At 65.8% G+C, this 14,464-nt stretch carries 11 protein-coding genes; 6 read left to right on the forward strand and 5 right to left on the reverse strand.

Annotated features, from left to right (window positions below; genetic code table 11):
• Positions 1–203: hypothetical protein (locus LXN57_RS23875; RefSeq protein ID WP_251800406.1), on the forward strand; the 203-nt coding region annotated here is incomplete at its 5' end.
• Positions 204–486: 283 nt separating this feature from the next.
• Here the strand turns inward: LXN57_RS23875 and LXN57_RS23880 are convergent.
• The 3 genes from LXN57_RS23880 to LXN57_RS23890 all read right to left on the reverse strand — a co-directional run bounded on the left by LXN57_RS23880 (position 487) and on the right by LXN57_RS23890 (position 7,337).
• Positions 487–930, reverse strand: a complete 444-nt coding sequence (locus LXN57_RS23880) for a hypothetical protein (protein ID WP_251800407.1) — start codon at positions 928–930, stop codon at positions 487–489.
• 602 nt (positions 931–1,532) lie between these two features.
• Positions 1,533–4,133: an NACHT domain-containing protein gene (locus tag LXN57_RS23885; RefSeq protein ID WP_251800408.1), complete on the reverse strand. Its 2,601-nt coding sequence runs from the start codon at positions 4,131–4,133 to the stop codon at positions 1,533–1,535.
• A gap of 243 nt (positions 4,134–4,376) precedes the next feature.
• Complete coding sequence (locus tag LXN57_RS23890) at positions 4,377–7,337, reverse strand: NACHT domain-containing protein (protein ID WP_251800409.1); 2,961 nt, start codon at positions 7,335–7,337, stop codon at positions 4,377–4,379.
• A gap of 920 nt (positions 7,338–8,257) precedes the next feature.
• On the opposite strand from LXN57_RS23890, the gene LXN57_RS23895 reads away from it, so the two are divergent.
• Together LXN57_RS23895 and LXN57_RS48195 are read left to right on the forward strand one after the other, a co-directional pair.
• Positions 8,258–8,767, forward strand: coding sequence for a VOC family protein (locus LXN57_RS23895; RefSeq protein ID WP_251800410.1), 510 nt, complete (start codon positions 8,258–8,260; stop codon positions 8,765–8,767).
• A gap of 253 nt (positions 8,768–9,020) precedes the next feature.
• A complete protein-coding gene (locus LXN57_RS48195) occupies positions 9,021–9,200 on the forward strand; it encodes a hypothetical protein (RefSeq protein ID WP_308206652.1) in 180 nt (59 codons plus the stop codon).
• A 287-nt stretch (positions 9,201–9,487) separates the two neighbouring features.
• Here the strand turns inward: LXN57_RS48195 and LXN57_RS23905 are convergent, their stop codons facing one another.
• On the reverse strand, positions 9,488–9,691 hold the full coding sequence (locus LXN57_RS23905; RefSeq protein ID WP_251800411.1) for a hypothetical protein: 204 nt from the start codon (positions 9,689–9,691) through the stop codon (positions 9,488–9,490).
• Positions 9,692–9,922: 231 nt separating this feature from the next.
• Here LXN57_RS23905 and dhaK point away from each other — a divergent pair, with 231 nt between their 5' ends.
• From dhaK to ptsP, 3 genes are read left to right on the forward strand one after another with little or no spacing between them, the layout of a single operon-like run.
• Positions 9,923–10,924 carry a dihydroxyacetone kinase subunit DhaK gene (dhaK, locus tag LXN57_RS23910; RefSeq protein WP_251800412.1) on the forward strand — a complete coding sequence of 334 codons (1,002 nt, stop codon included), beginning with the start codon at positions 9,923–9,925 and terminating at the stop codon, positions 10,922–10,924.
• A 2-nt stretch (positions 10,925–10,926) separates the two neighbouring features.
• Entirely contained in the window at positions 10,927–11,520 is a 594-nt protein-coding gene (gene dhaL, locus LXN57_RS23915) for a dihydroxyacetone kinase subunit DhaL (protein ID WP_251800413.1), read from the forward strand.
• Complete coding sequence (gene ptsP, locus LXN57_RS23920) at positions 11,520–13,775, forward strand: phosphoenolpyruvate--protein phosphotransferase (protein ID WP_251800414.1); 2,256 nt, start codon at positions 11,520–11,522, stop codon at positions 13,773–13,775. Before dhaL ends, ptsP begins: the two co-directional genes overlap by 1 nt.
• On the opposite strand, the gene LXN57_RS23925 is transcribed toward ptsP, so the two are convergent.
• Positions 13,750–14,403: a DUF998 domain-containing protein gene (locus LXN57_RS23925; protein ID WP_251800415.1), complete on the reverse strand. Its 654-nt coding sequence runs from the start codon at positions 14,401–14,403 to the stop codon at positions 13,750–13,752. The two genes, ptsP and LXN57_RS23925, sit on opposite strands and share 26 nt — an antisense overlap.
• Positions 14,404–14,464: the final 61 nt, after the last annotated feature.

Below are 14,464 nucleotides of genomic sequence, written 5' to 3' on the forward strand. Positions count from 1 at the left end.
GTCCAGAGACCGCAATACGCTTTATGGAAGCGTGCAGTCGCCAGGATGAAGGCTTCTACTGGGACATCATGGACATCGTCGGCTACCTTCCTGACCCAGTTAAGGTTGCTGAACCCTGGCGCGAAGTTGGCCTGAACATCAGTGACGATCTTGCCCGTACCCGCCTCGAACAGCACCTCGGCCACATTCTTAATATCGCCTGATCGCTGTTGCATTTCGGACGCGCACTCTTCTGCCGCTGACCGCGCGCGTCGGCCGGGCGGTGAGCTGTAACGCGGCGGATGCACGTCGGAGGCGGCCCCAGCGCACGCCCATGCCGAGGTGAACCTTCGCTCAGGCCCCCTTTCGGCCGACATCGCCTGGACTGCGGTGGTAGCTCGGATACGAGCTTGGGGTGTCGCCAGCAAACTGGTCGACGCCCAGCACTGGTGCGGCAGAGAAGAGACACCTGGAACTCTCGGCCTTATGCAATTGAAGTCAGACGCTCTACGCATCAAAAACGTGAGCCGGTGCCGCGAACGCGGCGAGGGATTCACTGTCTCGCAGAATGTATCCGCGAACCGTTGTCCCCTGGCGCCGCGATCCGTAGCGTTCTGCGGATCCGTAAATCATCATCGCGCCACGCGGGAAGGGATGGTCGAATGCGATGATCTCACGCTGCCGGAAATGTTCCGTGGCAATCGATTCCGACGAGACACTCTGCCAGCCTTTTCCGCCGTTGTACTGCTCGACGATCTTCACGTTGCCAAGTCGGCGAACTTGGTTGTGTACGATCATCTGAACGAACAGGGCGCCGGCCTGCTGTAGCATCTGGTCAGCCGCCTGCAGCGCATTAACAAATTCGGTCGGACGGTCGTCTAGCGCGCGAGTTGCTGCGTCGAGCGCAGTTTCAGCCCAGGCGAGCGCCCTGAAGTCCTCGGCGCCGGTCACGTCTGCCGGCTCAGGGTATGCCGAATTTCGAAATTCTTTGCACACAGCGGATAGTTGCCGCCTGTCGTCGGGGTCAAGCACTCGCCATGTTTCGCTAAGGCGTTGCGCGTCCGGACTGGCAGCTACGGCTGCACCCAGGGCTGCGCCTAGCTCGGTCTGCACCAAAGGGTTAATGTTCAAGAATGGGATGACCGGCGGGTTTCTCTTATTCTGCAGGGACAACCGGCGCAGCCTCAACAGCCACGGTATTTCCATAGATACGTTGAATTCGCACCATGGACTGCCGCGCGTGAGTTGCGGCGCCCCGAGAAATGGGTATCCCTCAATTCTGGACCGCAACCACTCTATTAGATTATCGAATGCATCCCCGACGTGAGCGCAATTTTGGAGCCACGGGTTCACCCAGGGTGCGCTGGCAAACTGGTCATACGCTAGATGCGTTGGCAGATAGCGGACGAGATAAAAGGGCTGTGCCGCGATATGTTGGCCCGACGTTCTACACAGGCTCAACGCCCTCTGCGCGCCGCGTAGATAGTCCTGCATGAAGGCGGATTCTCTCCATGCAGCTGCCAATCCATCGACCGCGTCCCAGACAGGTGCACTCACGATTCAGGCCAATGATTGTCCGTTAGGGCGTTCAGTACGCCGGCGATATCTCGTGCAGCTTGAATCGTTGGATGCTCGCGCATGATCCGCGACAAGTATCCGGTGCCGAATTCATCCAGTCCGGCTGCTGGCCATCGACCGGAACGTTCGACATGAATTTCGGATGCTGGCCGATAGAGTACCGGCAGCTCGACGCCACCCAGCCAACCGGGCTCTCGATCGCCAATGTAGGCGACCATGCCAGCTGGGCCCATCGCTATTAGAACTTTCTCCCGTATGCAGTAGGGCAGCGTTGTGGTTACCAACCGGTGGCGTTCGGCGGCAAGCTCGCTGAGGTAAGCGGTTAGCAGCTCAACAGCAACCGGAGGATCCGCTGGAGGCGCCGGCTGGAACACGCGGTGTGCCGGTTGGTGCTTACGGCGAATAACCTCCGACCAGAGCCTGATAGCGAGTTGAAGGCTTCCGGTGTTCGGCGGCATCACGAGCGCTGGGTGATCCACGGCTAGTGCGGTGAAGGTGGCTTCGTCGACGGTCCCACGACCAACACCAGCAAAGACCACGCCGGTGAAGCGACGGCTTGTGCACAGGCGAAACGCAGCTGACACTAGCTCGCTTGCCTGCAGACCTGAGCACTCGTCCGTCAGCGCCGTCAAGATTCTGCTGACGATCTCGGGGTGGGCTTCACCGCAGCTATGGCGAAGACTCGCTATACGGACTGCCAGCAAGGGGCTCTCTTGTGCGAGACGAATCGCCACCTCGTTACTTAATCCGGACATCTCCACGAGGAAGAGGAGCGTTTCGTCGTATCCCTCGCCGAACACCACCGGCAGGTCTGCCTGCTTGCGGTGGATGGCGCGAGCGGCCAGATAGTCGGCCACGGAGTCATGCATGGGAGCTAGGCCGCTGTCCGGATCGAGTCGCACCAGCAGACCGGTTGATTGGATGAAGTCCAAGGCATCCAGTGGATCAACGGCACCGCACCCGGAAGGTACTTGACCGACTCGCTCGAGCGTGTTCGCCAGGGCCACGCGCCACATGTAGTGGTCGGCCGTGCGTTGCCCTCGTCCAATTGATGTCGCCCAGGCAGCGCCGAGCGCGTCGATGCGCACGTCGTCATGGTTGCGACCCGCTCTGAAAGCGATCCCTCGCATGAATTGGTCATATACGGCTGCCCTTGTCTCTGGGACACCCTCAGCAGACACGCTCAGCGCCATTAGGAAGAGCATGGGGTTTCCGGCGGCATCGCCCAGGCGATCTTCGATCAGGCCGACCGTCTGATCACTGCAGCCGTTGGCCTTGGCGAGCTGGCGCCTTGCAGCTCCGTCGAGATCGGCCAGCCTATATGCCTCCGGCTGCTGCCCAGCAGCCGTAGTTGCGATGGTTAGGTTCAGGTCCCGCCCGGTGGCGATGATCCTCAGATTTCGCTGCGCAGTAATGCGCCCCAGGTCCTCACGAAGTGCCTCCCGCGTATCGTCATCGACCTCGGACACTCCGTCAATAAAAAGCATCAGGGCCGGATCCAACAGAATGCTGTCGAGTGCCCCTGCTGTCAGAATCTGGCCGAGTCGGACCTCGACCTCCTGCTTTATTCGGCGAGGCAGCGCGCCCGAGACGTGCCCAGCCGCATTCAGCACGACCGGAAAACGACCCATTTCCGCTGCGACCGCGCTCAGGTGTATGAGCGTGCTCGTCTTACCCTGCCCGGTGGCTCCGACTAGAACCGCGCGCCTCTGGTCGAGCAGAATCTCGCAGCGCACAACTGCGTTCACCGAGGCATCGGATGCGGCGGATGGCCCTAGCAGCCGTAGTACCAAAGGCGTCGCGGCAACTGATTTCAAGCCTAGCGGCACGAATCCGTGGGCCCGCCTGCCCGGTTCCGCCATCACCGACCGGTACTTCTCTGCGACGGCCGTTGACCAGCTGAGGCCGCCCGCCAGCCATCGATCATCTATTCCTAGAGCAGCCAGGACCTGTGGCCTGCTGATGGTGCGACGACTCAACTCAACGCTGCCTCCCACTACAAACATGTGCCGGTAGAGCGCATTAACCGCGTTAGTGGCGTCATCTAATGTCGCGAGGCGTCCCCGACTGAGAAGGCTGAGCACGCGCGACTCGGCGACTGCCAAGATGCGATCTGCATCCCCCATTCGAGTCAGGATCTGGATTCGCCGGACCACATCAAGCGCCGGTAGGCGCAGCCCACCTTTTACGAGCGCCTGTGCAGACTGGCGTAGGAAACCTTCATCCGGCTTGTCCCGCATAGCCCGGATCAGGTCAAGTAGCTTCTGACCACTCTGGTTCAGCGAGGCATCGGTAACGAACGCGAAGTCTGCATCCGCGGCGTCGGCAAGGTCGCCCCACGAACAGAGGATCTTGGCGAGCTCTGACGCGCCCCAGGTTCCGGGTTCACGGCGCGTCTTGGCTTGACGAACCGCCACGCGCTGTCCATCTCCACCAAGAAACTCGTAGTCGACGACATCTTGCGCGCCCTCAACAACCACGGCCACAGCGTCACCGGCCACAAGAAAGTCAAGAACATCGCTGAGTGTTTGAGCAAGTTGGAACGCAATGCCCCGGATGGTATCGGTTCCCCCCACTATTCAACCCCTCCGACCCTGCGTCTGGACTGACTGGAACGCAGCCGCCGTCCCACAACCCTACTAATGTTCATCTCCATTAGCACCCTTGAGACCGGGCGAGCCGATCCATAGTGCGCCCGGTCGGGGATTACTCATCTCTCGCAGCCACGGTGCAGCGCCACAGATGACACATTGCCGGGTCCGCGATACGTTAATCAAACGCCGGATAGCTCCTTCGGGGAGCCGGAAAAATCTCGTGTGCTAGGTCCGCCACTCATGGTCGCCGTCGTCGCGAGCAAGGTGATCTTGAAATTCGGCGTGCCGGAACTGGTAGACAGTGGTTCCTACTGTGCGCAGGAGGCCGAGGCGGTGTGCGTCGTCCAGGAAGTCGATCAGGTTTGTCGGGAGCCGGCCAGCCAGTACGTGAGGGAGGATGGTTACGCGATTGGTCCACCAGATTTTGGGTTTCGCCGCCTCAACGCGTGCGAGCAAGGTGCCGGCGATGCCAAGGCCGAGTAGCGCAAGCCAGAACAACAACGCTTGCCGGAGCGTGCCAGGGTTGACCAAGTCTGCAAGATTTAGCCTGCTGAGTACGGTGCCCGAGCCGAATCGAGATGCAACGTTGGCTGATGCCTGCAGCCGGAAGTCAACTTCCAACGCTTGGAAGTGGCCGGTCAGCACCAGACGGAACGCGTCCGGCGGCGCCCATCGCGGCCAGAGTCTGATCACTAATGCGCCGATCGCCAGGAAGGGTAGCCATCTCCACCACTTTCCGCGGCGAGATGGAAGTAGTCGGGTAAGTATCCACGCCAGCATCAACGCGACGATGTACCGGAATTGACCAGTCCAAACGAAATCGAAGTCATGTACTCGAGCAGCGAGCCAATCCGCAGGGCCATACTGCCGCAACGCAATCCACGCCGGCGTCGACCACAGAATCCGGCAGCCGATAGCGGCCGCTGTACTCAGGAATACAGTCAATATTGCCGCGTAGAGGAATCGGGTCTTTTGGCCCGACTCGGCGGCGTGCCACAAACCGAGCGAGCCGTCGTTATGCGTGTGGTGCTGCGGTCTTCTCAAGATCGCCACACAAAGACTGGTGATGCTGCAGAATACCGGAATGAGTAGTGCGCGAAACAGCACGATCAGTGCGCATGCCACCGATGTCGTGAGCAAGACCAGCGGGAGGAAGGCGCTTTGCTGATCGTAGATGAGCGTGATGGCGGTGCCACCGAGCACGCCGAAAGGCAACCCTAGAAGCACTCCGCTTCGCAGGCCTGGCCAAGGCCCGAGGCCGTACCAGAGCGTTCGAGTGCCGCCGCCGGGAGGAATCGGCAGGTCCATCTGGTAACGAAAACCGGCGAGGACGCCGAACGTCGCGCCGATGACGACGCTGGCCAAGCCGACATTTACGTGTGGGGCGAGTAGCGCCAAAGGCACGCCGGCGCATACGCCGGTCAGCGTGGCATAGATGAGCCCGTAGGTGACAGTAGGGACGGCCGCCCGGACGAACCGCTTGATGCCCTGCCAGCGTTCGATGAGGTCATTCGCCAGGTCGGCGGGACCGTATCGGTCGGAGAACTCGGCGGTCTCGTAGAGCCGAAACGCTACGGCGAGCAGACCAGCCGCCGCACCAGCGCCAGCGATCAAACCGAGCACGATGCTTGCGACGCTGCCAAGGACGAGCCCGCTCAAGGCCGTCGTGGCCTTACCCAGTAACAGAATTATTAGAATGGCCACCGCCAGCGGTGGAACGATCAGGGGAAAGGCCTGGCGTGGGCTTCGGGACAGTAGCTGGTCAACGTACGTCTTGGTAACCGCAGCGGCTCCCTCCACCAGGTGAGTAAGCCTGTCCGGGCGTACTGCCTGAGCCAACGCAGGGACATCTCGTGTCCAATCGAAGTCTCGGGTGTCGTGCCGGTCCAGGTTTACTGCAAGAAAGTGGAGCCAACGCTCGGCGTCGGCAGTCTCGTACTGCTGCTTCGGCCTGAAGAAGTCGGCCGGACTGTCGCTCGGCGGCCGTGCCTTGATCGTGGCTTCGACGAGCCGGTCGAATAAATGGGACCGTAGCGCGTCGGCCTCACCGAAATATTCGTCGTCGATTAGGGGCGCCGGATCTGCCCGCGGCGTTACGTATGACGCCCGGAGTAACCACAGCCCGAGCGGAGCAGAGGCAACCTCGGCAAGGGCATGGGCGGAGTCACACGAGTTCCCGGCGTTACGCAGTCGCTTCAAAACTGCTCGCCACCCTGGTCCCGGCTCGGCGGGCAGGCATCGCTGGATATAGTCAGCGGCCGCGCCAGCCGACAGCGGTTCCGGCTCGATGACTACCGCAGACGGCAATACCCGCCCATACGCCTCGACCGTGGCCAGATACTCATCGCCGCGGCTCGTCAAGATCATTTGCGTGTGGGCATCCATCGCGCTATGCAGGGCTGCTAGCAGGGTAGGCCGCACCTGAGGTGTGGTCTCGTCTAATCCGTCGACCACCGGCAGCACGTGACCCTGCTTCGCGAACACCTGCAGGGTCTGTACGCCATGGTTCGCGGCAGCCAGTTCCGGATAGTCCTGCTCGATTCGGTCGGCCACCCACTCCCACAAGGTTTCGTAGCGCCAAGGGTTCCAACTCGCTGCGGAAAGCAGTACCGGCACCGCTTCCGCGTCGCCCCCTTCACGTACCCGTAGGAGCTCCAGGAGAATTTGCATGGCTAGCGTGGTCTTTCCGGCGCCGGGACCGCCGAGGATCACCAGCCGGCGGCGGCGCAGGCGCCGGAACTCACCGACCAGCGTGGCGATGTCAGCGCTGGACGCGACGGTCAGCGCACCGCTGGTTAGGTTGCCAGGAACGTCGATGAGCCGGTGATCGTCCGTGACTCCCCATTGCACTGGGATCGGATCAGGGTCGTCAAGCGCGCGTACCCGCGCTTCCGTCCGCCATCGTTCAAGAACCAGCGGGACAAGATGTTCGCGCAACTGAGCCACATCAGTCGAAGTGACCGGAGCTGGCTGGCGCACGCGGCGCCACCAGAGCAGGAGCAGCACCAGCGGGGAGAGCAACCCCAATGGGATTGACATCAGCTGCGCGACGTTCGCGGAGGTCTGCAAACCGCTGGCTCGCAGCACGAGCGCTAGCAGCAGCAGGCACAACGCAGCACCAAACAACCCGCCTGCCAAAGCGACGGTGGCGATGCGAGACGTACGCCCTTTGGCATTTCGGGTCACAGCGCGTAGCTAACAAGACGCACAGAGTTGAGTCAATGCCTCAAATAGATCCAGGGGCCACAACTCAAGACCAAGGGCGATTCAGACCTGTGGACGCGGCCGGATGAACCAGGTCACGGCGAGCCAAGGATGCACTCGCGTGTGCCCGATGTGTGCCCGGACGCCACTGGACGCGTCATCACGACCGGTCATGGTCCGGCACCGACAACGGTGTCCACCTGGATGGATAGACACCGCTGCGGACGACCGGGTGTTGATCAACACGGGTTGTATGGAACTTCTAATCCGTCGGTCGCAGGTTCGAATCCTGCCGGGCGCGCTTGAGCCTCCCTGGGGCCCGAGCCCCAGACCCCACGCCGTGGGGGCAAGCCCCCCGGATCCCCCATCGCCATGGTGCCGGCCGGCCTACGATCGGCGCCGCGCCGGGGCCGAGCTGACAGGTCACGCTGGGTGAGGAGGAACTCGCCATCAAGCAACTGGAGATCGCCGCTATAGGCGAGCAACGCGGTATGCAGCCCGTTACGAAGTCCCGGACCCGCCGCCGTGGCTCAGGCCGCGGGAAACATGTCTCGATCGGGGCCATCAACTCGCCGAACAGCGCAGACCTTCGCCGGGCATCTACTCCGTAGGCGGCCGCCGCCACCGCGTCCTGTTTGGTCCTCACAAACCTCAGGCTCGACGGTGACTGCTTGCCTTCCACGGACGAAACCGCAGTCACCGCAGGTCAGAAAGGATCCCCTGCTGGAGTACAAGGCCGATTCAGCCGCCGCGGTGAAGTTTCCCGGTTTCCTGGTAAGACCGACCGCTGGCGGTGACACAGACGTGTGACGGCGGGCTGCTGGACCGGCGGCGACGGACATCGCAACCTGCCCGCACGACCTACGCCCCCGCAATGATCAATGACCGAAAGGCAGTCTCCAATGTCCCACCACTCGGCGGAACCCAAGCCGTTCCACATCAGCCACAACACCGGTTTTCACCACATCAACGTGTTTGCGTTCGACATCGACAAGACCATCGCCTTCTACGAGCAGGCGTTCGGCTTCCGCCTGGTTTTCCGCTGGCAGGGCGTCGACGGCGTCCGCGATGGCGCACATCATTTCTACAACCCGCTGGAGGGCGCGCACCTCGACATGGGTGACGGGCAGATCCTGGAACTGGTACCGGTACCCAATGCGGCGCCCAAGGACGAGAACACCGCCAGCTTCAATCACGTGGGCCTGCGCATTCCCGACCTCGACGAGGTCTATGCCCAGGCGCTTGCCGCCGGAGCCGAGCCCTATCCGATCCAAGGCGCCGACGGCACCGTCTGGGACGGCATTACCACGATCACGCTGAAAGCCAAGGCACCGTTCGAGCGCTCGTTCGTCGCGCGCGCCGCCCATGTGCGGGGCCCGAACGGCGAGATCATCGAGCTCTTCGAATCCTGACCGGTCCCGCGTGCCCGTACGACGGCCAGGTCAGGTGCGGGAGGGAGCCCGATCGCAACGTTCAGCCGCTGCGCTACCTCGGCGCAACGTAGACCTGCTGATCCGACTGCCGCGCACCAGGGCGCCAAGCAGGCTACCGGACTGACGCACCGGGTCGGCACCGCCGACGGCCGCCTCGACCTGTCCAGCCCGCACGGTGGGCCTACGGTGGCGACCGTGGACCTTCCGGTACGAGCCTGAGCGGGGAGAGCCGATGCGGGCCGCGCTCCCACTGCGCAGGAACCACCCCGACGTGGCGGTGCTCGTCCTCTCCCAGTACATCGAGACCCGCTACGCCACCCAGCTGTTGTCCGGGCGCTGCGACGGCATCGCCATTGTCGAAGCGCTGAGCTTCCGTCCCGGTCGACACCCCCACGACAGGTGGTACGCCTGACCCGAACTGATCTGCGGGCCGGTTCCGGCAGGGCGCGGTCGCGTCGTTTGATCAATGGCCGATTACGTATGGCGCACTGCTCCTTGCGCGGGAGAGAGGGCGGGGGCCACGATGGCGTTCTGGAAGACGAGAACGGCACCCGGTTGCCGCCGGATGCCGTTGTTTCGATCGTGTTGCTTCAACTTCGCCCTTGTTGCTCTTTAGGTAGTACAACATGCCTGCGGCCGGCTCGCCACCCATCAAACTGCCATGTTGCAGATTGCGTACAAGCCGATGAGGTGCTTCGGTCAGCGATCGTGTCGCCACGGGCGCCGGGCCAGGTGGAAGACCACGTCTTCGAGGTCTTCGGCGGCTATCGAGAGCACGATGGCCGCGCGCTCCTCGTTGTAGCTGACCCGCACCACGTCCAGCAGGAAATCGCTGATGTCGACCTGGATGTCGGTGTCGTGCGGCTGGGCTTCGAGGGCTTTGATCAACTCGTCTCGCCGCATCCACGTCCTTCGGGGTGGAGAAATACCGCCTATCGGAGATCGTCGCTGTGCGGGCTCCCTGTGCGCAATGGTTGCGCGGCACAATCCCTCAAGACGAGACGCTCGGGCCACGGTGGTTCACGCCACGGCAAGCGGAGGTGGTTCGACGTCTGAACAACGGTCTCGAAACCCGGCGATCAGCGGCGTAGCTTGAGGTTGGCAGAAGGTCACCAGCGGTGAGGGAGCCAACCGATGAAGAAGCTCATCAACGATCCCGCCAACGTCATCAGCGATGCGCTCCTCGGTTTCGCCGCGGCCCACCCGGAAGTGCGCGTCGACCACGAGAACCGCATCGTCGTGCGCGGGGACGCTCCGGTTCGGGGCAAGGTCGGCCTGGTCTCGGGCGGCGGTTCGGGGCACGAGCCGTTGCATGCGGGGTTCGTGGGGCCGGGCATGCTCGACGCGGCCTGTGCGGGCGAGATCTTCACGTCGCCGGTGCCCGACCAGATGGTGGCCGCCACCCAGGCCGTCGACGGCGGGGCGGGGGTCCTGCACATCGTCAAGAACTACACCGGCGACATCATGAACTTCGAGCTCGCGGCCGAGATGGTCGAGGCCGACAGCGGCACCCAGGTCGTCTCGGTGGTGGTCGACGACGACGTCGCGGTGCAGGACAGCCTCTACACCGCGGGGCGGCGCGGGGTCGGGGCCACCGTGCTGGTCGAGAAGATCGCGGGGGCCGCGGCCGCGGAGGGGCGTTCCCTCGGTGAGGTGGCCGACGTGGCGCGCAAGGTCAACGCGTACGCGCGCAGTATGGGTCTGGCCCTGACGAGTTGCACCGTGCCGGCGGCGGGCAGGCCGACGTTCGACCTGCCCGAGGGTGAGATGGAGGTCGGGATCGGCATCCACGGGGAGCCGGGCCGCCGCCGGGTGCCCGTCGCGCCGGCCAACGAGATCGCCGACATGCTGGTCAGCCCGATCCTGGGTGACCTCGACTTCACCGGCGGCGACGGGGTGATCGCCTTCGTCAACGGCATGGGGGGCACGCCGCTGATCGAGCTGTACGTCATGTTCAACGAGGTCACGCAGATTCTGGCCAAGGCCGGCATCCCGGTCGCCCGGTCGCTGGTGGGGCCGTACATCACCAGCCTCGACATGGCCGGGTGCTCGGTCACGCTGCTCAAGGCCGACGACGAGTTGCTGCGATTGTGGGACGCACCGGTCAACACACCGGCCCTGCGGCGCGGGGTCTGAGCGTGGGCACCGAGGCGGTCGACGCGTGGATCCGGGAGTTCGCCCGGCTGATCGCGGCCAACAAGGACGAGCTCACCGCCCTCGACTCGGCGATCGGCGACGGTGACCACGGCACGAACATGGACCGCGGACTAACCGCCGTCGTGTCCATGCTGGACGCCGAGCCTCAGGCGACGCCGTCGGCGCTGTTCAAGAAGGTCGGCATGACGCTGATCAGCAAGGTCGGCGGGGCGAGCGGGCCGCTCTACGGCACGGCGTTCCTGCGGATGGCGGCGGCCACGGGCGACGAGGTCGACCTGGCCAAGGTGCTACGGGCCGCGCTGGACGGGGTGATCGCCCGGGGCAAGGCCGAGCCGGGTGACAAGACCATGGTCGACGCGCTGGCCCCGGCCGTCGACGCGCTCGAGGCCGGCTCGGGTCTGGCCGCGGCCGCCGACGCCGCGGTCAAGGGGCGGGACGCGACCATTCCGCTCGTCGCCCGCAAGGGCCGGGCCAGCTATCTCGGTGAACGCAGCGCCGGGCACGCCGACCCGGGCGCCACCTCGGTGACCCTGCTGCTCACGGCCGCGGCCACCACCCTCGGCGACCAGAGCTGATGGTCGGCCTGGTGGTGGTGTGCCACAGCCGCCCCCTGGCCCGGGCCGCGGTCGCCCTGGCGTCCGAGATGACGCAGGGGCGGCCGTTGGCGGTCGAGGTCGCGGCGGGTCTGGACGAGACGACGTTCGGCACCGACGCGGTGGCGATCAGCGAGGCCATCGCGGCCGCCGACAGCGGGGACGGCGTCGTCGTCCTGATGGATCTGGGCAGCGCCGTGCTCTCGGCCGAACTGGCGCTCGAGATGGTCGACGAGCCCAGCCGCGTCGTCCTCTCGCCCGCTCCGCTGGTTGAGGGTCTGGTCGCCGCCGCGGTGGCCGCCGCGTCGGGGGCCGACCGGCACGAGGTGGCCGACGAAGCCAGGAACGGCCTGGCCGGCAAGCAGTCCCATCTGGAACAGGACGTGACGGTCGAGCAGACACCGGCCGACGGAACCACCGTCAAGGTGATCAACAAGCACGGTCTGCACGCCCGCCCCGCAGCCCGCCTGGTCACCGAGATCCGCGCCTTCGACGCCCGCGTCGAGCTCCGCAACGCGACCACGGGCACCAGCTGGGTGCCGGCGTCCAGCCTGACCCGGGTGGCCACCCTGGGTGCACTGCAAAATCACATACTGGAGGTACGCGGCGAGGGCCGCGAAGCAATCGAGGCGGTGAACCGCGTCGTCGCGCTGGCCGCCGCTGCCTTCGGTGAAACAGACGCAGAAGACGCCGATCACACCCCTGGCGGCGGCGCCTCCCCCGGCATAGGCACAGGCCCCGCCCTGCGCATCCGCGAAGGCGCGATCGACCTCCCCGACGTGCCCTCGCAGGGCCCCGCGACCGAGTGGCGCCGCCTGGAAAGCGCGCTCGCCGACGTCCGCCAGGAGATCGCCCGCCTGCACAGCCCCATCTTCGACGCCCACCGGCTGCTGCTCGACGACGACGACCTGCTCGCCGACGTCCACGCCCGCCTCGACCGGAACGAGGCCGCACCGCAGGCCTGGTCCGCGGCCACCGCCCGCACCGCCGCCGCGTTCGACGACCTCACCGACCCCTACCTGCGGGGCCGCGCCGCCGACGTCCGCGCCGTGTCCCAGCAGGTGCTACGCGCCCTCCTGAAGCTGCCCACGCCCGCCCCCGACGGCGACGGCGTGCTGCTGGCGGCCGATCTCACCCCGGCCGAGGCGGCCGCCCTCGACCCGGAACGGATCGCCGGCGTGGTGCTGGCCGCCGGCAGCCCCACCTCGCACGCCGCGATCCTGACCCGCACCCGTGGCATCCCGGCCGTGGTCGGGGCCGGCCCGCAGATCCTGCAGATCCCCGACGGCACCCTGATCGCGATGGACGGCAGCACCGGCGAGGTCGTGGCCGACCCGTCCGAGCCGGTGCTCGCGGCCTTCCGCGCAAGGGCCCAACAGCAGCGGGTACGGCGGACCGAGGCACTCACCCGCGCCGCCGCCCCGGCCGTGACCACCGGCGGCGTGCCGATCGAGGTCGGCGCCAACATCGGCTCGGTCGAGGACGCGCGCGCCGCCGCGGCCAACGGCGCCGACCTGGCCGGTCTGGTCCGCACCGAGTTCCTCTTCCTCGACCGCGACGAGGCGCCGACCGTGGACGAGCAGGTTGCCGTCTACCGCGCGATCGCCGAGGCGCTGGGCGGCCGCCGGATCACGCTGCGCACGCTCGACGCCGGCAGCGACAAGCCCCTGCGCTACCTGCCCCCGCCGGCCGAGGCGAACCCGTTCCTCGGAGTGCGTGGCCTGCGGCATTCCCTGGCCCACCCGGCCATGTTCGCCGAGCAGCTGACGGCCATCGTCCGGGTGGCCCGGGAGACGCCGGTGAGCGTGATGTTCCCCATGGTGACGACTGCGGACGAACTGCGGGCGGCCCGCGCGATGCTGGCCGAGGCCGGCGACGCCCCCGGGCTGCAGGTCGGCATGATGGTCGAGGTGCCGGCGGCGGCGCTGCGGGCGGCGGAGTTCGTCCCGTACGTCGACTTCTTCAGCATCGGCACCAACGACCTGACCCAGTACACGCTGGCCGCGGAGCGCGGGAACGCCGCCCTGCTGTCGCTGACGAGCGGGCTCGACCCGGCCGTGGCCCAGCTGATCGACCACGTCGGCCGGGCCGCGGGCGACCGGGTGCTGGTCGCGGTGTGCGGCGAACTCGCGGGCGACGAGGCGGCCGTGCCGAAGCTGCTGGCTTCCGGCGTACGGGAATTGAGTGTCGCGCCCGGCCTGGTGCCCCTGGTCAAGCAGGCTGTCCGGGCCGCTTGACCACGGCCCGCACGGCCCACCACGCCATCAGCAGCAGCGTCACCACCTCGGCCAGGCCCAGCAGACGCTCGACCCCGCCCAGCGGAATGGCCCGCCACCAGCGCACACCCGTCCAGGGTTCGGCGAGCACGGCCCACAGGATCGGGGCGAAACAGAGCAGCGAAAGCACCCCGCCGAACGCCACCCAGCGGGCCGCGGCATCCCGCAGCGACCGCGCCGCGGCCAGCAGGGCCGCCGCCGGCAGACTCAGAAACGCCACCACGCTGGCCATCCGGTGAATGTCGCCGCTCATCGACGGACCGGCGGACCAGTTGTGCTTCTCGAACCACACCACCCCGACCAGCCCGGCCACCCACAGGGCGAAAGCCACCGCCGCCCCGCCCCGCATCACACCGGCCCGCAGGGCCGCGACCAGCACACCCACCGACCCCGCGGCCAGCAGCAACGTGCCCGCGTCGAACCACCACCCGTTCTCGAGCAGCGCGTAGTGACTGATCGTGCGCCGGCTCCAGTCGAGCTCGGCCGAGGGCGGGACGAAGTGCAGCGCCGCATAGAAACCGAGCGCGGCCACCACGCAGGCCACGCCCAGCCCCGCCGGCGCCACCACGGTCCGAGACCGACTCTTCATCCCGTTGACCCTGCCACCACAACCTGTGTTCCAGCTGGTGGCCACCGTTTCGGACGTGCGG

It is taken from the genome of Paractinoplanes hotanensis, from assembly GCF_023717965.1.
Taxonomy (GTDB): domain Bacteria; phylum Actinomycetota; class Actinomycetes; order Mycobacteriales; family Micromonosporaceae; genus Actinoplanes; species Actinoplanes polyasparticus.